Origin of the sequence: Roseofilum sp. Guam, from assembly GCF_017746735.1 — a bacterium.
GTDB lineage: Bacteria > Cyanobacteriota > Cyanobacteriia > Cyanobacteriales > Desertifilaceae > Roseofilum > Roseofilum reptotaenium.
Genome location: NZ_JAGHZN010000047.1, coordinates 1 through 22,014 on the forward strand (window position 1 = coordinate 1; position 22,014 = coordinate 22,014).

At 44.8% G+C, this 22,014-nt stretch carries 23 protein-coding genes; 13 read left to right on the forward strand and 10 right to left on the reverse strand.

The features are described from left to right. Positions 1 to 299: 299 nt before the first annotated feature. The 3 genes from J7529_RS17810 to sir all read right to left on the reverse strand — a co-directional run bounded on the left by J7529_RS17810 (position 300) and on the right by sir (position 3,303). On the reverse strand, positions 300 to 686 hold the full coding sequence (locus tag J7529_RS17810; protein ID WP_413038918.1) for a transposase family protein: 387 nt from the start codon (positions 684 to 686) through the stop codon (positions 300 to 302). Positions 687 to 933: 247 nt separating this feature from the next. Beyond that, complete coding sequence (locus tag J7529_RS17815; protein ID WP_318730088.1) at positions 934 to 1,182, reverse strand: hypothetical protein; 249 nt, start codon at positions 1,180 to 1,182, stop codon at positions 934 to 936. Between the two features lie 180 nt (positions 1,183 to 1,362). After that, positions 1,363 to 3,303, reverse strand: a complete 1,941-nt coding sequence (gene sir / locus J7529_RS17820; RefSeq protein WP_318730089.1) for a sulfite reductase, ferredoxin dependent — start codon at positions 3,301 to 3,303, stop codon at positions 1,363 to 1,365. Positions 3,304 to 3,646: 343 nt separating this feature from the next. On the opposite strand from sir, the gene J7529_RS17825 reads away from it, so the two are divergent. Next, positions 3,647 to 3,907 carry a chlororespiratory reduction protein 7 gene (locus J7529_RS17825; protein WP_271935954.1) on the forward strand — a complete coding sequence of 87 codons (261 nt, stop codon included), beginning with the start codon at positions 3,647 to 3,649 and terminating at the stop codon, positions 3,905 to 3,907. Positions 3,908 to 3,931: 24 nt separating this feature from the next. Here J7529_RS17825 and J7529_RS17830 read toward each other — a convergent pair whose 3' ends face one another. Continuing rightward, positions 3,932 to 4,501: a DUF2854 domain-containing protein gene (locus J7529_RS17830; RefSeq protein WP_318730090.1), complete on the reverse strand. Its 570-nt coding sequence runs from the start codon at positions 4,499 to 4,501 to the stop codon at positions 3,932 to 3,934. A gap of 124 nt (positions 4,502 to 4,625) precedes the next feature. Between J7529_RS17830 and J7529_RS17835 the strand changes: the two genes are divergently transcribed. Continuing rightward, positions 4,626 to 4,880 (forward strand): hypothetical protein, encoded by a 255-nt coding sequence (locus J7529_RS17835; protein ID WP_271935950.1) that lies wholly within the window; start codon positions 4,626 to 4,628, stop codon positions 4,878 to 4,880. Here J7529_RS17835 and J7529_RS17840 read toward each other — a convergent pair. Further along, a complete protein-coding gene (locus tag J7529_RS17840; protein WP_271935960.1) occupies positions 4,877 to 5,794 on the reverse strand; it encodes a histone deacetylase in 918 nt (305 codons plus the stop codon). The two genes, J7529_RS17835 and J7529_RS17840, sit on opposite strands and share 4 nt — an antisense overlap. Positions 5,795 to 5,905: 111 nt before the next feature. Here J7529_RS17840 and J7529_RS17845 point away from each other — a divergent pair, with 111 nt between their 5' ends. Beyond that, complete coding sequence (locus tag J7529_RS17845; RefSeq protein ID WP_271935949.1) at positions 5,906 to 6,385, forward strand: Tic20 family protein; 480 nt, start codon at positions 5,906 to 5,908, stop codon at positions 6,383 to 6,385. Here J7529_RS17845 and J7529_RS17850 read toward each other — a convergent pair. Beyond that, a complete protein-coding gene (locus tag J7529_RS17850; RefSeq protein ID WP_318730091.1) occupies positions 6,382 to 7,170 on the reverse strand; it encodes a fumarylacetoacetate hydrolase family protein in 789 nt (262 codons plus the stop codon). The two genes, J7529_RS17845 and J7529_RS17850, sit on opposite strands and share 4 nt — an antisense overlap. 222 nt (positions 7,171 to 7,392) lie before the next feature. Between J7529_RS17850 and rpsF the strand changes: the two genes are divergently transcribed. The 3 genes from rpsF (at position 7,393) to J7529_RS17865 (ending at position 10,341) form a co-directional block, all read left to right on the forward strand. Next, positions 7,393 to 7,731 (forward strand): 30S ribosomal protein S6, encoded by a 339-nt coding sequence (gene rpsF, locus J7529_RS17855; protein WP_318730092.1) that lies wholly within the window; start codon positions 7,393 to 7,395, stop codon positions 7,729 to 7,731. Between the two features lie 155 nt (positions 7,732 to 7,886). Then, on the forward strand, positions 7,887 to 8,564 hold the full coding sequence (locus J7529_RS17860; RefSeq protein ID WP_318730093.1) for a Uma2 family endonuclease: 678 nt from the start codon (positions 7,887 to 7,889) through the stop codon (positions 8,562 to 8,564). Positions 8,565 to 8,625: 61 nt separating this feature from the next. Then, positions 8,626 to 10,341, forward strand: coding sequence for an ABC-ATPase domain-containing protein (locus J7529_RS17865; protein ID WP_318730094.1), 1,716 nt, complete (start codon positions 8,626 to 8,628; stop codon positions 10,339 to 10,341). 77 nt (positions 10,342 to 10,418) lie between these two features. Here J7529_RS17865 and J7529_RS17870 read toward each other — a convergent pair whose 3' ends face one another. Then, positions 10,419 to 11,339 carry an XDD3 family exosortase-dependent surface protein gene (locus tag J7529_RS17870; protein WP_318730095.1) on the reverse strand — a complete coding sequence of 307 codons (921 nt, stop codon included), beginning with the start codon at positions 11,337 to 11,339 and terminating at the stop codon, positions 10,419 to 10,421. 534 nt (positions 11,340 to 11,873) lie between these two features. Beyond that, positions 11,874 to 13,226, reverse strand: coding sequence for an FAD-binding oxidoreductase (locus J7529_RS17875; protein WP_318730096.1), 1,353 nt, complete (start codon positions 13,224 to 13,226; stop codon positions 11,874 to 11,876). Between the two features lie 146 nt (positions 13,227 to 13,372). On the opposite strand from J7529_RS17875, the gene J7529_RS17880 reads away from it, so the two are divergent. From J7529_RS17880 to J7529_RS17895, 4 genes are all read left to right on the forward strand, one after another. Continuing rightward, the gene (locus J7529_RS17880; protein ID WP_318730097.1) at positions 13,373 to 13,657 is read left to right on the forward strand and encodes a hypothetical protein; all 285 of its coding nucleotides are present in this window, start codon (positions 13,373 to 13,375) and stop codon (positions 13,655 to 13,657) included. A gap of 11 nt (positions 13,658 to 13,668) precedes the next feature. Then, entirely contained in the window at positions 13,669 to 14,565 is an 897-nt protein-coding gene (locus J7529_RS17885) for an SPFH domain-containing protein (RefSeq protein WP_271935935.1), read from the forward strand. Between the two features lie 123 nt (positions 14,566 to 14,688). After that, positions 14,689 to 16,581: a tetratricopeptide repeat protein gene (locus J7529_RS17890; protein ID WP_318730098.1), complete on the forward strand. Its 1,893-nt coding sequence runs from the start codon at positions 14,689 to 14,691 to the stop codon at positions 16,579 to 16,581. A gap of 50 nt (positions 16,582 to 16,631) precedes the next feature. After that, positions 16,632 to 17,090 (forward strand): hypothetical protein, encoded by a 459-nt coding sequence (locus tag J7529_RS17895; RefSeq protein WP_318730099.1) that lies wholly within the window; start codon positions 16,632 to 16,634, stop codon positions 17,088 to 17,090. A gap of 256 nt (positions 17,091 to 17,346) precedes the next feature. Here the strand turns inward: J7529_RS17895 and J7529_RS17900 are convergent, their stop codons facing one another. Further along, positions 17,347 to 18,204 carry a LamG domain-containing protein gene (locus J7529_RS17900; RefSeq protein WP_318730100.1) on the reverse strand — a complete coding sequence of 286 codons (858 nt, stop codon included), beginning with the start codon at positions 18,202 to 18,204 and terminating at the stop codon, positions 17,347 to 17,349. Positions 18,205 to 18,298: 94 nt separating this feature from the next. After that, positions 18,299 to 20,044: an ABC transporter ATP-binding protein gene (locus J7529_RS17905; protein ID WP_318730101.1), complete on the reverse strand. Its 1,746-nt coding sequence runs from the start codon at positions 20,042 to 20,044 to the stop codon at positions 18,299 to 18,301. A 340-nt stretch (positions 20,045 to 20,384) separates the two neighbouring features. Between J7529_RS17905 and ndhC the strand changes: the two genes are divergently transcribed. Genes ndhC through J7529_RS17920 form a run of 3 tightly spaced genes read left to right on the forward strand, consistent with a single transcriptional unit; the run spans position 20,385 to position 21,968 of the window. Continuing rightward, positions 20,385 to 20,747, forward strand: a complete 363-nt coding sequence (gene ndhC, locus J7529_RS17910; protein ID WP_271938464.1) for a photosynthetic/respiratory NAD(P)H-quinone oxidoreductase subunit C — start codon at positions 20,385 to 20,387, stop codon at positions 20,745 to 20,747. Beyond that, positions 20,738 to 21,466, forward strand: a complete 729-nt coding sequence (gene ndhK, locus J7529_RS17915) for a photosynthetic/respiratory NAD(P)H-quinone oxidoreductase subunit K (RefSeq protein ID WP_413038916.1) — start codon at positions 20,738 to 20,740, stop codon at positions 21,464 to 21,466. Before ndhC ends, ndhK begins: the two co-directional genes overlap by 10 nt. Further along, the gene (locus tag J7529_RS17920) at positions 21,459 to 21,968 is read left to right on the forward strand and encodes an NAD(P)H-quinone oxidoreductase subunit J (protein ID WP_413038917.1); all 510 of its coding nucleotides are present in this window, start codon (positions 21,459 to 21,461) and stop codon (positions 21,966 to 21,968) included. The genes ndhK and J7529_RS17920 overlap by 8 nt, the downstream gene beginning before the upstream one ends. Positions 21,969 to 22,014: the final 46 nt, after the last annotated feature.

Below are 22,014 nucleotides of genomic sequence, written 5' to 3' on the forward strand. Positions count from 1 at the left end.
CTTTTATTCTCGACTTTGCGGCGACTACTCCCGCTATGATTGATACTCTTCTGGCTGTAGCCCTTGACTTAATTAATCCCAAACATTTAAGAATAGGGTTTGCTCATTGTTGTTACTGTACCTCATAACAGCGCGAAGCGCTGTAAGACCTCTGAGCATAATGTTTTTACCCCATCATCAACTTGGAAGATCCCAATGCAACTTTAACCAATTTATAGGTCTTTGAGCTATTTCATGATAGCCACTTTTCAAAAGCATAGGACGATGATTTTTATAATTGCAGGAATTTACTTGAGTTTTTACATCCCTAGAACCAACGCTCCTATTCTGAATCTTACCAACCCACACACCACCCGGATTATTCTTTCGTAACTTTTCCGCCACGGTCGGAATCTTTCTCCTACTATTCTAAACTTTTTTAGCTCTCTAATCAGATGTTCTACAAATATTCTTTCTCTGGCTTTTCTGCGGTTTTCTTCTTTCTCCTCTTCTTTTAGAGCTTTCCCTTTTGGCTTTTTGCGGGGCGTTTCTATTCTCTCTTCTCCTTGGTACGCTTTATCTCCTCTATATCTCTGGTTCTTACCCAATCTTACTTCCTGTTCTCTCCATAAATTTAGGTCACTTATAACCTTCTTTAAACTCACTTTTATATCAATAATTTCTGTCCCTTTCGCTGTCGTAATTATCGAGGTTTTTACCGTATGAGCTTTTTCTTTCCTGAATACAACTGTTTTTGTTCATCTGCGTCTGATGGACGCTTAATCAATTGTTCTGTTGTATCCACCAACAGTTCCATCTCCTCTAAGATTTCTTCAACCCACTCTTTTTCTCCTTTTTTTTTAATTGTTCCATCAGAGAAGGAGGGAGCCGTTCTTCTAATATTTTTATCCCGTCATGAAAAATTTTATGGGCGGTAGACTCACTCACTCCAAACTAGATTCCTAAAATTTGAAAGGTTGGCAAGTTATGCAGATAGAAAAGAGTTAAAATAATCTGCTCTTCTAACCTCAGTTTGGCTTCCCTGCCTCCTCCCGCTTTTATCAGTCTAGGTTTTTGTTTTTTCTTTTCTTGATATTTCTCTTTAGCTATCTGGGTTAAAGTTTTCAGTTGCTCGGCATTAATCCCTAATACTCTTTGAGTTTCTTGGGGGTATTGTCGCAGAAACTCTTCAATATTGCTCATGATTTTATTGTCCGTAAATTTTGATTATAACATACCCTTTCTTCCTTAGCATTATTTTTAGGAGATGTCTAATGGTTAATTACTGAATCCAGAAAACCTTTAAGTTCAAACACCACCGTAACAAATAGAAACCGGGTTTTTAGGAAAAACCCGGTTTCTTCTATGCTCAATTAACCGAGTTTAACCTTTTTCGGCCATATAGGCTTCTAAAACCTCAGTCGCCAATTGAGTCATAGACTTGCCTTCTTGGGCGGCTAAATCCTTAAACTCCTGATAAACCGTATCCCGTACCCCAATCCGGTATCGGGCTTTACCCGAGTCTTTACCCGAAGCAACTAACCCCGATCCTGGGGTATAACTTTCAGAAAACGCCCTGAGCGAGTCAAAACCAACTCGATGACAAAAATCTCCAAAACTCTCGACTTTGCCGTTATTAAGGCGACTTTGCTTGAAATAGACGAATAATGGCTCTAGGGTGGACTCAATGTCTTCATCTTTGACCTTATCTAAGAAGGGTTGAGAGAGCCGGTTTTGATTGGGGTCTGCTCCCAGCCAGACTTGGTATGTTCCGGGCATTTGACCGACTAATCCTAACTCGGCCATATAGGGACGAGAGCAGCCATTGGGACATCCGGTCATGCGGACGACAAAGTGTTCTTTGGGTAATCCAACTTTCTTGAGTAAGGTGCGGATGCGGGCAAGAATTCCGGGTAGGGCGCGTTCTGATTCAGTAATGGCTAGGCCGCATAAGGGAAAGGCTGGACAAGCCATGGAATAGCGGACTAAGGAATCGAGGCGTTTGGGATCGGTTTCGACTCCATGTTTTTTGAAGATGGAGGTAATCGCCGCTCGATCTTGAGGATCGATTTCACACAGAATCAGATTATGATTGGGCGTAAGGCGCATGGGTAAGTGGAACTGGGTAATAATTTCCCGCAAAGCACTCTTAAGCTGAAACGTACCCTCATCTTTGACCCGACCATTTTCAATGGACAAGCCCAAGAACTGCTTGCCATCTCCCTGATCTTGCCAACCCAAATAATCCTGATACTCAAATGGGGGGAGCGGTTTAAAGGGAGCTAGAGGTTTACCGAAATACTCTTCGACCTGAGCGCGGAATTTTTCCACACCCCAATCATGGAGCAGATACTTCATTCTGGCATGACGGCGCTGGTGGCGATCGCCATAATCTCGCTGAGTAGCGACAACAGCCTTCACTAGATCGTACACATCGTCCTTATCCACATAGCCAATGCGATCGGCAGCCCGTGCAAAGGTTTCCTCTTTATTATGGGTGCGACCTAACCCACCCCCTGCATACACATTGAACCCTTCTAACTCTCCCTGTGCATTCGTCATTACTACCAAACCAATATCTTGGGTCAAGATATCGACTGAATTATCCCCCGGTACAGCCAAACAAATCTTAAATTTACGGGGCATATAATGCGTACCATAAATCGGCTCTTCTTTATCCGTGAAATTCCTGCCATTCACATTTTTATTTCGCGCTGCCTTAACTTCCGGCGCTTCTTCCGCACTGATCGCTTTTTCCCCATCGAGCCAAATCTCATAATAGGCTCCCGTTTGTGGCCTGAGTAAATCTGCAATCTTATTCGCATATTCCCAAGCATATTGATACTCTGGCTTCGTTTTATAGGGGGCAGCCGGAGCCATCACATTCCGATTTAAATCCCCACAAGCCCCTAGGGTAGATCCCATATTTTTGACGATGGTGGCGATCGTCGCTTTCAAATTTTTCTTCAGAATTCCATGAATCTGAAACCCTTGCCGAGTTGTTGTTCTCAGGGTCTGATTTCCATAGGTTTCCGATAACTGATCTAGGGCCAAATACAGTTCTGGAGGAATAAACCCACCCGGACTGCGCGTACGGAGCATCATCTGATAACTTTTCTCTCCATTTATTTTGCGATTTTCGCGATCGAGCTGTTGATAGGAACCATGAAACTTCAGAATTTGAATCGCATCGGCCGAAAAATGGGTCGTATCTTCCAATAATTCTGAAGCGACCGGTTCTCTGAGAAAATCACTATTTTCTTTGAGAACTTCTATCTTAGATGGCTTAGATGTTACAGTCGGACGATTTAGGGATAAAATCATAGAACAAACGAGTCAATTTTTGCTAAAATACTAAAGGTTTTAACTCCAGGGGGATCGGAAAATGAACAAAACAGCGTCATTCTCTCAGAATTCCCCCAACCTGAGGATGAATGACCCAACACCGAATTAGATAATTGGGGTTTCTTACCATTCTATCGGAAGTGGGGCCTCAAATTCAGTTAAGCTGAAATTTTCTTAAACTCGCCTTTATAATGGAGATTTAAAGTTCCCCTGTCCAAGGTTGTCCCTGAGACCGCTACTGAGAGCCAGATTGAGGGGATAGGGACTCAGGGCAGCGCCAAGTGCTGTACTTTAAATGAATAACTTAAATAGAGGAACTAAAATGCCTGATTCTCTCATGTATCAGTCCGATGGGTTTGTGGTTTTAGAGTCTAATCAACCGGAGCAATTCCTGACAGAAGCTGAATTGCTTCATAAGCTTAAAGCTTGTTTAAGCCAACTCCAAGAGGAATTACCCAGAGATTTACAAAAATTCACCACCCTAGAAGACCAGGCCAAGTCTCTGATGGAAACCTCCTGTGAACTCGATCTTGGCCCAGGAGCCTTCTTACAGTGGTATGTAGTCCGCTTAGAAAAATCCTAAGTTGAAATCATTCACTAGAGAGGGTTAGCTGACTCGAGCAGGTTCACCCACAGCAATTAAGAAGATATCAAAACAATCTTCTTCTCCCTCTTGAGAGGCAACTTCAACCCGCAAACCGGGGCCAAAAAAGTATTCTATTTTTTCTCGTTTCTCTTGCCAAGCATCTAAAGAGACAAAGGGAGACTCAAATTCTAAAACCAAAGCATAACAGCTATCAACAGCCACTTCTCGAATGCCAATGAGTAGGGGGCGTTCCTCATCGGTTGGACTTAAGCCTAAACTTTTGAGAGACTCATCCAGATGAGCTTCTTGGCCATATCGATACCGAGTCACATCTTTCCATACCTGGAGTTGAGTGGAGGTTCCTTGTTGATCCCGTAGGGCTAATACCTCAGCAGAAGTTTCTTCAGTAACGGGGACTGGCTTCAATTCTGAGGCTTTTAAGGCAAGTCCTCCTAATAAGAGGGGAATACCATAAAAAAATCCGGCTAAGTTGAGGGTCGGATGATTAGTAAAATAGGCAACAAAGCCTCCTGCCGTTAAGAGACCTCCTACATATAAACCCACAGTGCCCAAGGAAATTTTGCGTAACATAATCGTCTTATTTAATGAATCAATGACTACTTTACCGTTTCTAGAGAGCGACGACCAAGCACCAGAGAAGATCTACAACCATTATCATTGAAAGAGTATCGCAACGTTTTAGGGAGATTTTCTAATGGTCAATAAGGACTTTCCTTCGTCCAAAACTCGTCAGTTACTCGATCAAATCAACTCCCTCAAGCGCGAAGATGAAACGCTCTACAATATTTTAGCGGTGGATGTGTGGGCACTGGCTAAAACTATGGATGAGTTCCAACCGGGGTTTTGGACGGCGTTTATGAAAAATCGGGAAAAAGCTCTGAAGCGGTTTATGAGTGAGGCGGCTAGAAATAAACAGGCGGATAGTAAGAGCCATCCATTTTTGGGCTAGAGCCGATAGTGATAATATAAATCTCTGGCAGCGCGGTGTAAGAGGGAATGGCGATAGACTAAGGCGGACATATCTTTAGCGTATCCTCCGCCAATGACACAAGCGATGGGATATCCTGCGGCTAGACAGGTGCTGAGAACTTGCATATCTCGCCGGAATAGTCCGGTGTCGGTGAGGGAGAGTTTTCCGAGGGCATCATGGATATGAGGGTCAACCCCTGCATCGTAGAGGACGAGGTCGGGTTTGACTTGGCTGAGGAGGTCGGGGAGATAGGTGGCGAGGGTTTGTAAGTAGGCTTGGTCTTCCATACCGACGGGAAGGGGGATGTCGAGATCGCTGGGCGGTTTGTGGCTGGGAAAGTTGATGTCACAGTGCATGGAGAAGGTGAAGACACTGGGGTCATCTCGGAATATCCAGGCGGTTCCGTCTCCTTGGTGTACGTCTAGGTCTACGATGAGGATTTTCTGGGCTAATTTTAGCGTTTGCAGGACGCGGGCGGCGATCGCCAAATCGTTGAAAATACAAAAACCTGTACCCCGGTTGGGAAAAGCATGATGGGTTCCACCAGCGGTATTACAGGCGAGTCCATGTTTTAACGCCAGTTGACTGGTGAGAATAAAACCACCAACAGCCCGACAAGTGCGCTGCGCTAGGGCCGGACTCCAGGGTAAACCGATGCGTCGCATGGCTTTGGGGTCTAGGGTTCCTTGGCAGTAAGCTTGGATATAGTCGGGGGTATGGACGAGTTGCAGCCATTCAACAGGGGGCAGTTCGGGAGTATGGACTTGGGAAGGGGTGATGATGCGATCGCTCAAGAGGAGTTCATAGAGTAGCTTAAATTTGGCCATGGGAAACCGATGACCTAGGGGTAAAGGCGCAACATAATCGGGGTGATAAACAATGGGAACAGATATAGTCAATGGAATTAATTGTTAATTGATATGAGCTAGGATTAAGTTTTTGATCGGGAACTTGCGCTATGGTGGATTGGATGATGTTGCCTCATGCTTAAGGAGAACTCAACCATGACCTGGCGTGGAACGACCACCGTAGCCGATCGCATTTTTGCCTGTTTACCCTATCTACTGCCACTATTATATGGACTGCCGTTTGGAGCCTCATTGATGATGCAGTTCCCCATTTTTCAACTGCTCTTGATTCCTCTAGCGCCGTTGATGCAAATTTACAGCAGTATTCCTTTTGCCAGTCTGATTATCTTCTTTGTCTTGTTTATGGCGGTGGTTCGCAATCCAAATATTAACCACTTTATCCGCTTCAATACCATGCAAGCGATTTTAATGGATATTGTCTTGTTTTTATGTTCTCTGGTCATGAGTTATATCCTCCAACCGGTGTTTCGGGGAGGATTAATCATTGAGACGCTCAACAATGCCATCTTTTTGGGGGTATTAGCCGCCGTAGGTTATGCGATCGCCCAATCGGTTATGGGACGTTACGCCGAAATCCCTACGATTTCAGAAGCGGCCTATACTCAAGTCCGTTAGGGAGTTGCTCCGAAGCGGGCGATCACCGAATTATCCAGAGAACCAATTCCTTCTAACTCAACTCGAACGCGATCGCCCACTTGCATGGGGCCAATCCCTTCTGGAGTCCCCGTTAAAATTACATCTCCAGGCATTAAGGTCATAATTTGGGAAATATGAGAGACCAAAATCTCTGGAGTAAAGACCATATCACTAATTAAAGCGGATTGGCGAGGTTCTTGATCGTCATTAAGAAAGGTTTGTAATCTTGCCCCTGGATTGATTTCACGCACAATCCAAGGCCCTAACGGGCAAAAGCTATCAAACCCTTTCGCTCTTGTCCATTGGCCATCCCGACGTTGCAGATCCCGGGCGGTAACATCATTAGCGATCGTATAGCCCCAAATTTTGTTGGCCGCCTCTTCTGGGCTACAGTCTACACACCGATTCCCAATCACTACCGCTAATTCTCCCTCATAATCGACTCGTTCCGATTGGGGAGGATATAAAATGGGTCTATCCGTAGGAATAACTGTTGTTGAGGGCTTCATAAACAGTAGGGGTTCCTCCGGCACTGGAGTTCCCATCTCCGCTGCATGATTAGCATAATTTTTTCCCACTGCCACAATCTTCGAGGGAGCGCAAGGGGCCAGCAAATGATAGGAATCGACCTCTAGGATTAACTCAGTGGGTTGTCCCTGTAACCAAGGCGGAGCATCAAGCACTTGTACCTCGCGGTTAAGCTTGAGTAATCCATAATAAATCTTGCCTTCGGTTGTTTGGACTCGGACATAGCGTTGGGCCATTACCTTACCTGCTACTTTTTGTGTATAATCAGAGATCGGTCTTAAATTTTAAGAACCCATCTATCTAACTTAACTGTTGTAGGCTTTGGCAGCTAGGCATAACCCGATCGCCAAAGACTAAAATATTTTAGCGTTGACATCCTACAATAGTCAGTCCTTGCTGATCCAGCAAGTCGGCTTATGCCTCAATGCTGAGTCAGCCCTGTCCATAAGGAGATCCCGATGACGATACGAAATTTTGTTTACGAAACGATGTACATCCTGCGTCCTGATTTAACGGACGAACAGGTGAGCCAGATGATTGAAAAGTATCAAAGCCTCATTCGAGATGAGGGGGGTACGATTGTAGAAACCCAACACCGAGGCAAACGCCGTCTAGCTTATGAAATTGCTAGACAACGGGAAGGGATCTATATTCAGATGAACTATACCGTAGAGGGTCGGGTGATTGCCCAGCTAGAAAGAGCGATGCGCCTATCGGAAGAAGTCATTCGATATCTGACGATTAAACAAGAAGTACAGGAAGAGTCAGAGCCAGAACCCGAACCGGTTGAAGTTTAAACCCTAGGGAAGCAGCAAAAAACCGGGTTTGTGCCACACTCCGAGATCGTCTCGAAAAAGTAGCAAGAAACCCGGTTTCTGATATTTGAGGCGATCGCCCGCTTCATTACGCCTCAGTTATAATCAAGATCTGCTACTTCCACTCTCTAAGCTCTATGACTTCGACATTAGCTCAATCTCAGAGCCATATTCCTTTACCGTCTATTCCACCTCTGGCAAATGGCGATCGCCTCACCCGCCTAGAATTTGAGCGTCGCTATTTTAACATGCCAAAACTCAAGAAAGCGGAATTAATTGAAGGAGTAGTATACATGGCTTCCCCCCTACGGTTTACCCCCCATGCTGAACCCCATGGCGATCTGATGGGTTGGTTGTGGACATATAAAATATCTAGACCCGATCTACAAATGGGAATTGAGCCAACGGTGCGGTTGGATATGGACAATGAACTGCAACCGGATGGGGTATTACTCATTCGTCCAGAGTGTGGGGGACAAGCGACGTTGAGTGAAGACGGATACTTAGAAGGGCCACCGGAATTAGTGGTAGAAGTGGCTGCAAGCAGTGCTGCAATTGACTTGGGAAATAAAAAACGAGCCTATCGACGCAATGGCATCCAAGAATATATTGTATGGCAGGTCTTTGATCGCCGGATTGATTGGTTTCGGTTAGAGGATGGAGATTATGTGAACTTGGAACCCGATGAAACGGGGGTCATTTGCTCTCGAAGTTTTCCCGGTTTGTCGTTAGATGTAGGAGCAATGATTGAAGGGAATATGGCGCAAGTTTTAACCGTGTTACAGTCTGGTATCAATGCTCTCGATCGTCCATAATAGTTATGTCAGACCCCTCCCTTTTAGGGAGAGGTCATTATTAATGATTAATTGTTGAACTATGGCCGATCAACTGCATTTACGTCAACTGCTCCACCAATTGAACGATCGCAGTTATAAAGCATATAAAGATATTCGTGGTCGCTACCAGTTCCCCGAATTCCTGCTCTGCATTGATCGAGTGCAGGGCGATCCCTTTGCTGCTCCCAGTCAGGTGCGGGTGTTGATGTCCTATGAAGTGGCCGGTTTTCCTCTACAAACCTATCAAAACCGCAGTCGGGCGATCGCCTTATGTGACTATTTGACGCGTCAATTTTGTCAAATCTGTACCCAAATTAGCGATCGCCGAGGGACAGGAAATAGTGGTCTGATTCAGATGCTTCGTGTCGGTCAAGAAGTGTTATCTCGCACGTCTATAATTTTGACACAACAAGGTATAGAAGCCCGCTTTACTGTGGGCTTGCCGGCCCAAGGTCGGCGGATTTTGGGGTATCAAGCGGGGGGATTATTGTGTGAAGATCTGCCAGAAATTGTAGAACAATCCCTGAAATATCAGAACTTACTGGCTGAGGAACTACAAAAGCATATCGAAACGGTAGAAGATGCAGAAGCCTTGCGATCGCAATTAAGCCAAAATCAGTTAGTGGCGTTTGTGGCTGATGGGTCAATTTTACCTCGTCGCAGTGGAGTGGATCGACGGGGATTGGTAGATCAAGCCGTTCCATTTGAGTCTCCAGAGTCCCTACGCGTGACTCTAGAAACACCCAACCAAGGAAGACTCACGGGAATGGGAATTCCTCAAGGAGTAACCTTAATTGTGGGAGGGGGATACCATGGTAAATCAACGCTGTTAAAGGCGATCGAATTGGGGATTTATAATCATATTCCGGGGGATGGCCGGGAATTTGTAGTTAGCGATCGCCGCTCAGTTAAGATTAGAGCAGAAGATGGCCGTTCCATCACAGGGGTGGATATTTCCCCTTTTATTCAGGATTTACCCCAAAATTTGGAGACTACAGCTTTTTCTACTCCCAATGCTAGTGGTAGTACCTCCCAAGCCGCAAACATGATGGAAGCACTCGAAGTTGGGGCAAAACTGTTTTTAGTGGATGAGGATACCGCTGCCACTAATTTTATGATTCGCGATCGCCGAATGCAAGCCTTGATTGCCAAAACCTCCGAACCCATTACCCCCCTCATTGATAAGGTGCGCCAACTCTATGGAGATTATGCGGTGTCTACCCTCTTGGTGATTGGCGGAAGTGGGGACTATTTTGATGTAGCAGATACAGTGATTTCCATGAATCATTTTGTCCCTGAAGACTTGACAGAAGCAGCCCAGGCGATCGCCGAAAAATACCCCACAGAGCGGAAAATTGAAGGTGGAAACCATTTTGGTCAAATTTCCCCCAGAATCCCCATAGGAGCGAGTGTAGACCCCAGTCAGGGGCATAAATCCGTGAAGCTCAAGGTACGGGATGTCAATCAAGTCGTCTTTGGTACAGACTCCATTGATTTAGCTGATGTCGAACAGTTGGTTGAAGTCGGGCAATTAAAGGCGATCGCCGAAGCTATGGTTTATGCTAAAGAAAACTATCTCAATGGCCAATACACCCTTGCAGAAACCCTAGAAGCCATTTTTGCCGATATTCAAGAAGGAGGTTTAGACGCGCTAACCCGGTTTCGCGAAGGAAACTTAGTCGAATTTCGCCCCTTTGAGTTAGCAGCAGCCTTCAATCGACTGCGCTCTTTATCCGTAAAAACCATTCATCAATAAGAAAGCAATCTTAACACTTGTCAAGATTGCTTCTGTAACGGTTGCAGCGACTGATGCTTAACCCAATGTCATATCATCTACGAATTTTTCTTGCGGAGTTGACCACCCGCTAATCCCAAACCCATCAGACCTAAAGTGAGGATGCTAGTCGGTTCGGGAACACCAACAGTAGGCTCCTCTTCAAAGTCAACTGCCATCGCCATACCATCGTTGATACACTCGTGCAGTAAAGTCAGTAAGGCTTGTCCGGTAGGCAACTTGCTGGCATCGAACTTAAATCCAAATGTCTGTGCTTTTGCTACGTGATTCGAGCCAAAGTCAAGACCAGCAAGTTCCGCTTCAGTCAAGAAGGCAAAGCCGTCATTGGCAACTTTATCTCCAGTTTTAATCACATTTTGAATACTGTGGTTACCATCTTCATATCCACCCTCAAAAGCCGTCAGATATTCCTGAGCTTCCGCAGCCGTTAAATCTCCAAAATCTACGGTTCCCCCCTTGTTGGCTACAGAATCCCGATAGCTTTGAAATCCACTGTGACCACTGTTCCATTTCGTTACGCTTTTAGCGCTCACATTTTCATAGAGACCATAGGCTAGAGAGCCATTGCCAGCGTCATTCGAGGCAAAATGAACGCCCAACAACTTCTCGGCAGCACTCGCATCTTTGAAGCTCTTACCTGTGAAGTTAAAGAATAAGTCCCCTTGTCCAATACCACCACTCTTTTCAAGTCCCAGGTTGCCATTAAACGCAAAATGTGCGTAGCCGTTTTCAACTTTGGCCGCCATGCCAAACATTTCAAAATCGCTGTTCGTGCCGACGATACCACCACCTGTTCCATCCTTAAAGGAGTCCTGCACTATATTCCAGTCACTGGTTAACGTGGTGAAACCGCTTGACGGGGTGAAACCGAAGGCTTGTACTGGTTGGGTCGCGATAAAAGCTGTCGAGAGGGTAACAGCAGTAGCAGTGAATAAGGTTTTTATAGTCATATTACTCATTTTGATTGCTCCTTGAATGCTCTGAAAATAGTGGTAGCTAGTTATTTTTTTTCTAGCTTATAATTAATATAACCCCTCAAAACCGCTAGCACATCAGGGCTTACACTCAATTCTGTTGAGTCTATTTCCTAAGATTTTCTAAGAATAAAGAACCAAAATAGTCAGTTATGGAAAAAATGACAGAACTTCCACCGAGTGGTTATCGGAGTTTCATGAAGGTAATATGAAGACAATTGCAATTCCTATGGGTTTAAAATCATCTAAAAGCCTTATCTAGTCAAGGTTATAGCCTTTGAAGCGGCGTTTAAAGCTTTCATGAAGTCACCATAAATTTCAAATGACCCATATAGAAAATCTTACCCTTTACAGAGCTTTGCGTTGTGATGAGGGGATAGGGAGATGGGGAGATAGGGGGAATGAACAACAGACTCAATCTAGCGAGTGAGCTATGCTGATATGAAGTACACTATGAAGCCTTAGACCCTAAGCCATACCAGCTATTGCCTATTGCTAGAGGGGCTAGCGCGAAGCACTCTAATTGATTTGATCCAACCAGCCACGCATTTTTCCGGGATTCAATAAACCATAAGGATCGACTTTCTGCTTAAAATTGACTTGAAGCGGATTAATCGTCCGACTGCCTCCATCCTCTAAAATATAGGTATGAGGATTAAAGATGGAAACCCCATGATTTTCGCGATCGCCCATAATTTCCTGCAACCGTTCCTCGCTTGTAAACTTCACAACTTCTAAGCCGCAGGGAGCGACTCGTCCTTGGAAGCGAACAATTTCTAAATGCATCATCACTTCTTCACCATACTGCTCATAAAACTGTTGCACTAATTCCAATTTCGGATCGCAGGGAAAGCGACTTTGCAAATACGTTAAATTTGGGTCAGCCGTGCGAGCATGAAGGGTTGTATGATTCCAGGTAAACTCACCCAAGTTCAGGGATTTTTCTGCCGTTAAGGAAATATAAGTGATTTCTCCTTGAAACTCTTGTGCCAATGCTTGTACACCCACTAAACCAGAGTAATCAAAAATGAGCAAAACCGCGTGCTTGCCATCGGGTAAATAGGGTTTTAGGGCAGTAAAATAGGAAGGAAGAGGCCAAGCATGAAGACTAATTAACTTAGCAATTAAACCATCGGCTTCTCCTAATTGTTGGCTAAACCGTGCTGCCGCCCTAAAATCAGAGAAAACAAAAATACCTTCAGTCCAGGGATAACTCGGTGCTAAGGGCAGTTCTAATTCAATGATAATGCCATTGGTTCCATAGGCATGATTAACCTGTTGCACGTCATCCCCACGCAGTTCCAGCACTTGCGGTTCTTCTTCGAGGGTAACCACTTTGGCGGCTAGGACATTGCCGCGATCGCTCAACCATCCGTATAAAATAGAGCCAATTCCTCCACTACCTCCAGCAATAAACCCCCCTAGGGTTGCCGTGCGATAGGTTGAAGGAAGTAAGCGCAACTCCCAACCGATTTCAGCAGCTAACTTATTAATTTGCGCTAACTTTGCTCCGGGTTCCGCTCTCACCCATCCTGGTTTAATCTCCAGGATCTGATTGATTCGAGTTAAATCTAAAACGACTCCTCCTTCTAAAGGTACACATTGGCCATAATTTCCCGTTCCTGCACCGCGAACGGTAATCGCAATTTTATACTTTACACAAACCTTAACCACTCTTAAAACTTGCGCTTCATTGATAGGACGCACGACTACATCTGCTCGTTTTTCTCCTAACAAAGGCTGTAAAATGGGGCTAAAATGAAAGTAATCTTGGGATAACTTCGCCACTTGATTCGGTTGCGTCGTCCACTCTATGTCTTCCAGCCCTGATACAAATTCATTCCAGTGGTTTTCTAGCTGTGGTGAAATCATTGGATCGCTTCATAAACCGCCCTCCAATTTTACCATAGTGTCTGTGAATCTTCCTACACAATCACGGGGTGTGTAAGCCTAACTTGCCAAAATGGAACCTAACCGATGGGTTTTGAACCCATTCCCTATTTCCTATTCCCTATGACATGAACACCATCAAGAAATGGATTATTTTAGGCAGCATTGAAATTCTATTCTGTTTTTGGCTATTAGGCACTTCTGCTAACTTCGTCAGCGCTCCAAGTACGGCTAAAGTTTGGTTAGGCGTATTCGGATACTGTTCCAGTTTGGTTTTTATCCCTGCCCTTTCTATTCTGCAAATTCAAAGCGAAATTGCCGACGCAAAACGTCGCCAACGGGAACTCAAAGCCGCCTTTCCTTATGAATCTTTTTCAGTTTTGGAATTACTAGATAAAAAATCCACACTTTAGGAGTAAACTCAATGAAATTTCGTCCTCTGATTACCTCTGGTTTTCTGGCAGCAATACTCGGTGCATCGCTCTCTTTCCTCTCTTCCTGTGGTGTATTACCAGGAACTAGCGTTAAACGCATTCCTCCCGGTTATGTGGGTTTAAAAGTTGAATTGTATGGTAATAATCGTGGCGTACAAAATGCCACGATTAGCACGGGAAAAGTTTGGTATAACGGCTATAGTGAAGAGATTATTGTTTTTCCCGACCATGTCCAGTATTATATTTTGACGGCTTCCGTTGATGAAGGTTCGCCCAAGGATGAAAGTATTACGTTTGGCGTTGGCGGAACAACAGTTAATGCAGATGTGTCTCTCTCCTATTTCTTCAATACGACTCAAATCAAGGACTTTTATGGCAAATACCTGAAAGATCCAGAACAGTTTAAGGGTACGTTAGTCCGCAGTGAAACTCGCAACTGTTTTAATCAATCGGCGACGAATTATAAACCGGAAGAAATTCTCGGTAGTCAGCAATCTAAATTGCTCAAAGAAGTACAAACTTGCTTAACGGATAAATTTGGCCCGGTGGGTGTTAATTTTGAGTCTGTAGGCTTTGTGAGTAAACCTCGATTCGATCAATCGATTGAGGCTCAAATTACGGCTCGATTTCAAGCGGAGCAACGGGCGATCGCCGCTCAAGCGCAGTTAGAGGTTGCTGAAGCTGAAGCCAAGCAAAAGGAGATCGAAGCGCGAGGAGATGCGGAAGTAGCGAAAATTCAAGCTTCTAGCATTACTTCAATGACGTTAGAACTGCGGCAAATTGAACTGCAAGAGAAAATGATTGAGAAATGGAACGGCGTTTTACCGATTTATCAAGGCACACCGGCACCGTTTCCTTCCTTTAATGTAGAGGCAGAACAGCAGTAGGGATGGGGGGATAGGGAAATAAGGGAAGATGGGGGAGAAATCCTGAATTGGGGGTTAATTCCTTGGAGGATAGAAGTAATAGCATTCTACTTCCTATTCCCTATTCCCTATTCCCTAATTCCTATGATGCTGCAAGATAAAAATTGGCAAACCTACCGCGACTTAAAAGAAGTCCTTAGCTTAAATGTGCGCCGCCAGCTCTTTTTAGCAGTTTGTGATGATCCGAATTTTTGCCAGTATTTGGTGAATCAACTGGATATGGAGAGTCGATGTAATGGAACTCCGCTAGATTCGGAGATTCCGCGATGGGTAACCCTGGAATTAGAAGCGGACGATCCGAATTTGGTTCACCAAATCGATCGCTGGTACAATGTCGCTAATCATCAAGAAATCCAGAAATCTCTCCCTCTTAGCCCTAACTCTCCTCCCCGACGACGCAAAGATGATTGGATGAAGGTTTCACCTTTAGATCTCTCTCCCCATGTTCCCCGTGAGTTTTCCCCTGGGTTCCAATTTTTTGGGGTACAGCGTCTGATGCAAAAGTCTCCTACTCAACAATGGTCTTTTTTGCAAAATTTGGAATATATTGCCCAACGGTATCTGGATTTAGCCTGGGATTGGAATCTGTTAATCTGGATACCTCGTCCGTGGTTATTTTCGATTCAACAGTCGGTTCCTCGATTTTGGCATTGTCATACGGGGTTATTTGAGTTTGTGGCTGAACCGTTGCCCACCCATTCACGGGGGGGAGGGGCGTTAAAGGGGCAAGTAAAAGAGTTAGCCAAACTGCCTCCGCAAGAGGAAGAAGAGCAGAAATTGGGCACAGGAGTAGGGGAAACACAACGTCCTGTAGTGGTCAAAACGGACACTCTTCAAGAGGTACAAGAGGCGATCGCCGCGCAACGGAAGACGCTAGAAGAGCTAGAGGAGGATGCGATCGCCCGTTTAGACTTACTCAATGATTTAGGCAATCTCTACTGGATTTTATCTCGGAAAACGACGAACCGGGAAGAGGGGTTAGCTGCGCTCAAACAAGCGATTCAAACCTATGAACAAGCGCTATCCCATCCTCAGATCAAATCCCAACCTCAAGGTTATACTCGGTTGCAGAATAACCTCGGTATTGCCTACGGGGAATTATCGCGCCATGAGAACCCGGTAGAAGGGTTAGAAAAGGCGATCGCCGCGTATCAGTCTGCTTTATCCCATCAAGGAAAACCGGCGGATCAATCTTACGATCGAGTGTCGGATCAAGACTCACAGCACTACGCTTCGACTCAAAATAATCTGGGAACTGCTTATTGGAATTTAGCGCAACATCAAGAGGCGGCTAAAAATTTGAAACAGGCGATCGCGGCTTATCAAGAAGCCCTAAAATATTATCATCCCGATCGCGATGCCCTCAGTTATGGGATGATTCAAAATAACTTAGGGACTGCCTATTGGAATTTATCCCGATATCACAATTCTAAAGACTATTTACAATTAGCGATTTGGTCGTATCAACTTGCCCTTCAATATCGTACCCTAGAAACCAATCCTAGTGGCTATACAGCAACACAAAATAATCTGGGAACGACCTATTGGCACTTAGCCAATCAATCCGATGCACCCATTGAACAGAAACGGGAGCATTTGAAAGAGTGTATTGGAGCCTATCAAAAGGTGATTGAAGCTCTGGAAAATACTAAACCTGAAGGTTCCCTTAGCCTCACTTTCGATCCAATTGCGACCCATAATAATCTGGGTGTGGCTTTATATCAATTGGCGATGAGTGCCCATCAAGTTGGTTCTAAGGATAAATCCGATATCCTTGAACCCCTGGAATTATCCCTCAAACATCATATCGAAGCGTGGACAAAATGGCAAAATAATCCACAAATGGCGCATACAGCACTCAATTATTTACTGCAAGCAGTGCGATCGATCTACAATGAGGGAGGCATTGATGCCCAAAACCGCGCCCTAGCGCAAGTTCCCAGAAGTTTATTACCTGAAATTCTCAATCGACTCTGATGCCCTAGAGTAGGGAATAGTTTATCTATTATGTTGATGGGGGTAAATTAATGTATGTCACTGATTTGTCTGGGGGACACGAAAATCATTCAACTTTTATGAAGCATCCAACCTGGGAAGACATCAAAAATGCTATTTTGGATTTAGATGGTTTGGGTTATAACTTAGTAATCTTTGGAAAAGAATATGACCGGCCGGATCGTCGAGGTGATATAGAGGAATTTATGGCGATTGCAGGAGGAGGGAAAAACAACTTCTATATATGTAAATATTATTCATATGAAGAGGGAGAGGATATTTTTTTATATGACCCTTCTAAATCCTTAACAGAAGAAATAGAAATTGTGGATGTGTTTCCTGGTTTATTTCCTTTAGCAGTCTGTTTTAATATCGATCCCATTTTAAGAGCAGCTCAAACTTATGCATTGTTTGGTCATAGGGATACGTCTCTTGATTGGGGATATTTTTCTATCAATCAGCCTTCACAACTCGAAATCATTAGGGTATAATAACCAAGCAAATTCAGACCAATCAATATCCATACCCAAGGAATTAGTAGATAAGGATGGCTAAATAACTTTTACTGTATTGCCATAGACTTAGGTAGTGGTTTTGAAATTACAGAAATAGAATTTTAGTCCTAACGATTGAGGCGAAATCATGATTAGTTTTTACGAATTGATTAATAAAATTAAACAAAGACCAGCTTTATATTTGGGTAAAGCCGCTCTTAGTCAATTTCAGACCTTTTTAGATGGTTATACTTTATTTACACTGCGATCTAATTACTTGTTTAGTCCATAAACGAGCCTCTTGCTCTGCTTGTTGTGCTTGTTCCCGTAAACGCATTTCTTCGAGTTGCCTCTCATAAACTGCAATCGCCCTAGCTCGAAGTTCAGAATAATAAGATGATGAGAGTTCGACATTAGGGGAAAACAAAGCCGGAAAATCAGTTAACTGCCAGGAGGCAGATCCTCTTAAAATACCAATGCTTTCAGCCATTCCTAAATCGTGAGCAATTTGCCCATCCTGCTCTGATAAAGGCCAGTAATGAATGAGTCCTGCCTCCCTTCCTGTTAAGGAAATATTCATACTAGCTTGAATCTCGTTTTCTGTTCTCAGTATATTCCAAATTCGAACTTCCGCTAAAAACCCTCGAAAACCGGTATTATTAAAAACTGGTTGATCGCGTCCTAAGTTTAGGTCTCTACCTTCAACAGAAGAGGCCATTACTGTGTGAGTGACTGATCCATAGAATATGCCATCTAGATAGTAGAAAACCGTGTTACCTTGACGAGTCACAGCAAAATGGTGCCATTTGCTATCTAACAGGTAAGGAGTCTCTTGAGGTTTGGTGAGACCATTACTTGCTCCCAGTTGAATGTAGGGTAATTTGTGGGGACTTCCTCTCCATTGGTTATGAAATCCAAAGAGGAATCCTCCACCATATTCACTTGGACGATTAGACATGAGTTGAGGGTGGCACGGTTGCTCAGTTTCCCTGCCCTTAAACCAAGCTTCAAACGTAAAATCACCAGTACCAATTTGATTAAGATTGTTTACATCTGGTATAAAAATATAGCTATTATTCCCTTCCAGATAAAGAGCTGAAGTACGTCTCATGGGGCAATTCTGAGCTAGACTATGACAATACGATGATAATAGCTTTTACCTAGTGCGTTTTGTGCCCCCTTAAGCTGAAACGCTGTATCTTGAGCTATTTCAGCAACTCCTCAAATTGTTGTTGACTCCACAGGGTTTGATACAGTCCCTCTTGCTCAATTAATTCCTGATGGTGTCCCATTTGCACAATGCTTCCCCGTTCCATGACAAAGATGCGATCGGCTGTTGCTGCGGCGGAAAGTTGATGGGAAATAAACAACACGGTTTTTTTGTGCGTGCCTGTAGATAGATTCTTTAAAATTCCGGTCGCTGTTTGATTATCTACACTTGATAAACAATCATCCAAAATTAAGACGGGCGCATCAATGAGCAACGCACGAGCTAAGGCAGAGCGCTGCCGTTGTCCCCCGGATAGAGTGATCCCTCTTTCACCCACGATGGTGTCATAATATTGGGGGAAATTGAGAATTTCCGGATGAATTTGGGCAGTGGTTGCGGCAGTTTCTACCCTCAACTGTTCTGCCAGAGGATCGCCATAGCGAATATTATTTTGAATCGTGGTACTGAACAGGAAGCTATCTTGAGGAACAAATGCGATCGCGCCCCGCAAATCGGTTAAGTTAAGCTTAGTAATGTCATAACTATCCAGAAACACTCGACCCTGGGCAATGGGTAACAGTCGTGGCAAGGCTTTAGCTAGGGTTGATTTTCCCGAACCAATGGGCCCGACAATGGCAATGGTTTCACCGGGATGGATACTAAAATTAATGTTGTTCAGAGCGGGGGTAGCACTACTGGGATAGGTATAGCTCAGATGACGGGCAACCAGTTGACCTTTAGGTGGTGTTTTGAAGTCTAGAGATTGGGAAAAATTTTGAATTTTGGGCTGCACCTTGAGAATTTCTTCGATGCGGTTAATGCTCACTTCTCCACGCTGATAGGCACTAATGGTAAAACCGAGTAAGGCAGTGGGAAACACCAAACGCTCTACATAGAGCAGCAAGGCTAAAAAGTCCCCAATGGTAATCGAACCCCTGGCAATTTCTTGAGTCCCCATCCAGAGAATCACCAGTAAACTTAAAGAGGCTAGGGCTTCGACTAAGGGAAAGAGAAAATTCCGGGTTCTGGCTAACTTGAGGTTTGCGCCGAGTAATTTCTGATTGAGTTGGCGAAAAGCTTGCCGTTCATTGTCTTCTTGGGCATAAATCTTAATTAATGAGATGCCGCTCATATCTTCTTGGATCAGATCGCTAACGCGGGAGAGTTCTTCCTGGACATCCTGCTGTTCCTTGCGGAGTCGGGTGCTGAAAATCTGGACAGCGAATAACATTAAGGGATAAACGGCGATCGCCAACAGACTTAAGCGCAAATGAATCGATAGCATCACCGGCAGAGTCAGTATATACGCAAACACTGTATTCGCCAAACTCAACACCGCAAACCCCAGCAGACGGCGAATACTCTCCACATCCGAGGTCGCCCGGTTAATCAAGTCCCCCACCGTATGCGTGGCAAAATACCCCGAATCTAGGCGCAAGAAATGCCCGAAGATCGCCTGTTTGAGGTCAAACTCCACCTGGCGACCAACACCAAACAACAGAACCCGCGAAACCATGCGAATCACCCACATGATAGTGGCTAACACCAATAACCACAGCACCGTACCAATGACCGTCCGGGTGCTAAACGTCACTTGTAGATTATTAACTCCATCCCGAATTAGCAGAGGCAGATAAACCCCCAAACCATTGACAATTAAAAGGGCAAAAACCCCTAAACCGGCTGATTTCCAATGGGGGCGCAGGTAAGATCCGAGTTTCTGTAAATTCGATTGAGCCATAGGGAAAGGGTGGGAGAGTGCTTACTTATGGTGACATATTGGAGAGGATGAGGGCATCAAGACATCAGGGTTGGTCATTGTAAGACGATATTTAGGTGAACAGAAATCGGTTCTCCAGCCATGTTTTAAACTCAGGTGCACGGTTGCGTGTTGGATCGAGATAGCGCCTGGCGATCGCCACTAGAATATGATCACCATACACCATCCTTATACCCCATCCTATCCGCCATCAGCCCGCACTCAGGGGCATCGGGTTTCCTAGAGCCATCACCGAAAGGGCCGGAACTATGTCAGAATGTTCACAGTATTTTTGTTCTCCTTCGTGATTAAATAACCCATTGTGTTTGTTCTTAGCGGTTACGAATACTTTTTAGGCTTTCTGCTGCTATGCAGCTCAGTTCCCGTCTTGGCTCTGGGAGCTTCTTATATCCTGCGTCCCAAAGGCGTTGGCCCGGAATGCCGCACCACTTACGAATCCGCCGTTGAACCGGTGGGGGGGGCGTGGATTCAATTCAACATTCGCTACTATATGTTCGCCCTTGTATTCGTTATTTTTGATGTAGAAACCGTGTTTCTCTATCCTTGGGCAGTAGCTTTTAGTAAGTTAGGCCTGTTAGCCTTTATCGAAGCTTTAATTTTCATCGCCATTCTGGTGGTGGGCTTAGTCTACGCTTGGAGAAAAGGAGCATTGGAATGGTCGTAGGTTCTAGTAAAACAGATATGACACAAAATCTGATTAATCCCGTTGAACGTCCGCAAGTCACTAACGAACTGTCGGAGAATGTAATTCTGACTACGGTAGAGGATTTGTATAACTGGGCGAAACTCTCTTCACTTTGGCCGCTCTTGTATGGTACAGCCTGTTGCTTTATCGAGTTTGCGGCCTTGATTGGTTCCCGGTTTGATTTTGACCGCTTTGGTTTGGTTCCCCGGTCGAGTCCGAGACAAGCGGATTTGCTGATTACAGCGGGAACCATCACCATGAAGTATGCTCCGGCTCTGGTGCGCTTGTACGAGCAAATGCCCGAACCCAAGTATGTAATTGCCATGGGTGCTTGTACGATTACGGGTGGCATGTTTAGTATGGACTCCCCTTCTGCGGTGCGCGGGGTGGATAAGCTAATTCCGGTGGATGTTTATATTCCCGGTTGTCCTCCGCGACCGGAGGCAATTATTGATGCGATTATTAAGTTACGCAAAAAGATTGCCAATGAAACGATTCAGGAACGGAGCAAAATCCTGCAAACCCATCGCTATTATCAGGTGAGCCACAAAATGAAGGTGGTTGAACCGATTTTGACGGGAGCATATCTCCAGTCCGAGACACGACAAGCTCCCCCGAAAGCGTTGGCAGAGGCCTATGGAATGCCGATTCCCGCAGCGTTAGAAGGTGAGAAACAGGAGGAGGTTCAGGGTGGCTGAGGACAATCAAGAGTTGGCACAGGAAACTGCTGGGCCGGTTTCGAGCTGGTTGAGTGAGAATGGATTTGGTCATGAGTTTTTGGGGCGCGATCGCTCTTCGGTAGAATTGATTAAGGTAGAACCCCAAGTTCTCCTGCCCATTTCTTCTGCGCTCTACGCCTATGGCTTTAATTATCTCCAATGTCAAGGTGCGTATGATGAAGGCCCGGGTCAAGCATTGGTCAGTTTTTACCATTTGCTGAAAGTGGATGATGATGTGGTTGACCCGGAAGAGGTGCGCATAAAGGTCTATCTGCCTCGCGATAACCCAAAAGTGCCTTCGGTGTATTGGATTTGGAAAGCGGCCGATTTCCAAGAACGGGAATCCTATGATATGTATGGGATTGTCTATGAAGGTCATCCTAATCTCAAGCGCCTGTTGATGCCAGAAGATTGGGTGGGTTGGCCCTTGCGAAAAGATTATATTTCTCCAGATTTCTACGAATTGCAAGATGCGTATTAATCGGCGTTGGTTCTTGTAGGGGCGAAAAATTTTTCGCCCCTACAGC

Excerpts from the sequence above, each read along its gene's own strand:
- J7529_RS17870 (WP_318730095.1), bottom strand. The coding sequence starts at position 11,339 with ATGAGTAATATGACTATAAAAACCTTATTCACTGCTACTGCTGTTACC.
- J7529_RS17880 (WP_318730097.1), top strand. The coding sequence starts at position 13,373 with ATGAACACCATCAAGAAATGGATTATTTTAGGCAGCATTGAAATTCTA.
- rpsF (WP_318730092.1), top strand. The coding sequence starts at position 7,393 with ATGACGATACGAAATTTTGTTTACGAAACGATGTACATCCTGCGTCCT.
- ndhK (WP_413038916.1), top strand. The coding sequence starts at position 20,738 with ATGGTCGTAGGTTCTAGTAAAACAGATATGACACAAAATCTGATTAAT.
- J7529_RS17885 (WP_271935935.1), top strand. The coding sequence starts at position 13,669 with ATGAAATTTCGTCCTCTGATTACCTCTGGTTTTCTGGCAGCAATACTC.
- J7529_RS17850 (WP_318730091.1), bottom strand. The coding sequence starts at position 7,170 with ATGGCCCAACGCTATGTCCGAGTCCAAACAACCGAAGGCAAGATTTAT.
- J7529_RS17815 (WP_318730088.1), bottom strand. The coding sequence starts at position 1,182 with ATGAGCAATATTGAAGAGTTTCTGCGACAATACCCCCAAGAAACTCAA.
- J7529_RS17875 (WP_318730096.1), bottom strand. The coding sequence starts at position 13,226 with ATGATTTCACCACAGCTAGAAAACCACTGGAATGAATTTGTATCAGGG.
- J7529_RS17895 (WP_318730099.1), top strand. The coding sequence starts at position 16,632 with ATGTATGTCACTGATTTGTCTGGGGGACACGAAAATCATTCAACTTTT.
- J7529_RS17905 (WP_318730101.1), bottom strand. The coding sequence starts at position 20,044 with ATGGCTCAATCGAATTTACAGAAACTCGGATCTTACCTGCGCCCCCAT.
- sir (WP_318730089.1), bottom strand. The coding sequence starts at position 3,303 with ATGATTTTATCCCTAAATCGTCCGACTGTAACATCTAAGCCATCTAAG.
- J7529_RS17835 (WP_271935950.1), top strand. The coding sequence starts at position 4,626 with ATGGTCAATAAGGACTTTCCTTCGTCCAAAACTCGTCAGTTACTCGAT.
- J7529_RS17830 (WP_318730090.1), bottom strand. The coding sequence starts at position 4,501 with ATGTTACGCAAAATTTCCTTGGGCACTGTGGGTTTATATGTAGGAGGT.
- J7529_RS17845 (WP_271935949.1), top strand. The coding sequence starts at position 5,906 with ATGACCTGGCGTGGAACGACCACCGTAGCCGATCGCATTTTTGCCTGT.
- J7529_RS17865 (WP_318730094.1), top strand. The coding sequence starts at position 8,626 with ATGGCCGATCAACTGCATTTACGTCAACTGCTCCACCAATTGAACGAT.
- J7529_RS17825 (WP_271935954.1), top strand. The coding sequence starts at position 3,647 with ATGCCTGATTCTCTCATGTATCAGTCCGATGGGTTTGTGGTTTTAGAG.
- J7529_RS17900 (WP_318730100.1), bottom strand. The coding sequence starts at position 18,204 with ATGAGACGTACTTCAGCTCTTTATCTGGAAGGGAATAATAGCTATATT.
- J7529_RS17860 (WP_318730093.1), top strand. The coding sequence starts at position 7,887 with ATGACTTCGACATTAGCTCAATCTCAGAGCCATATTCCTTTACCGTCT.
- J7529_RS17890 (WP_318730098.1), top strand. The coding sequence starts at position 14,689 with ATGATGCTGCAAGATAAAAATTGGCAAACCTACCGCGACTTAAAAGAA.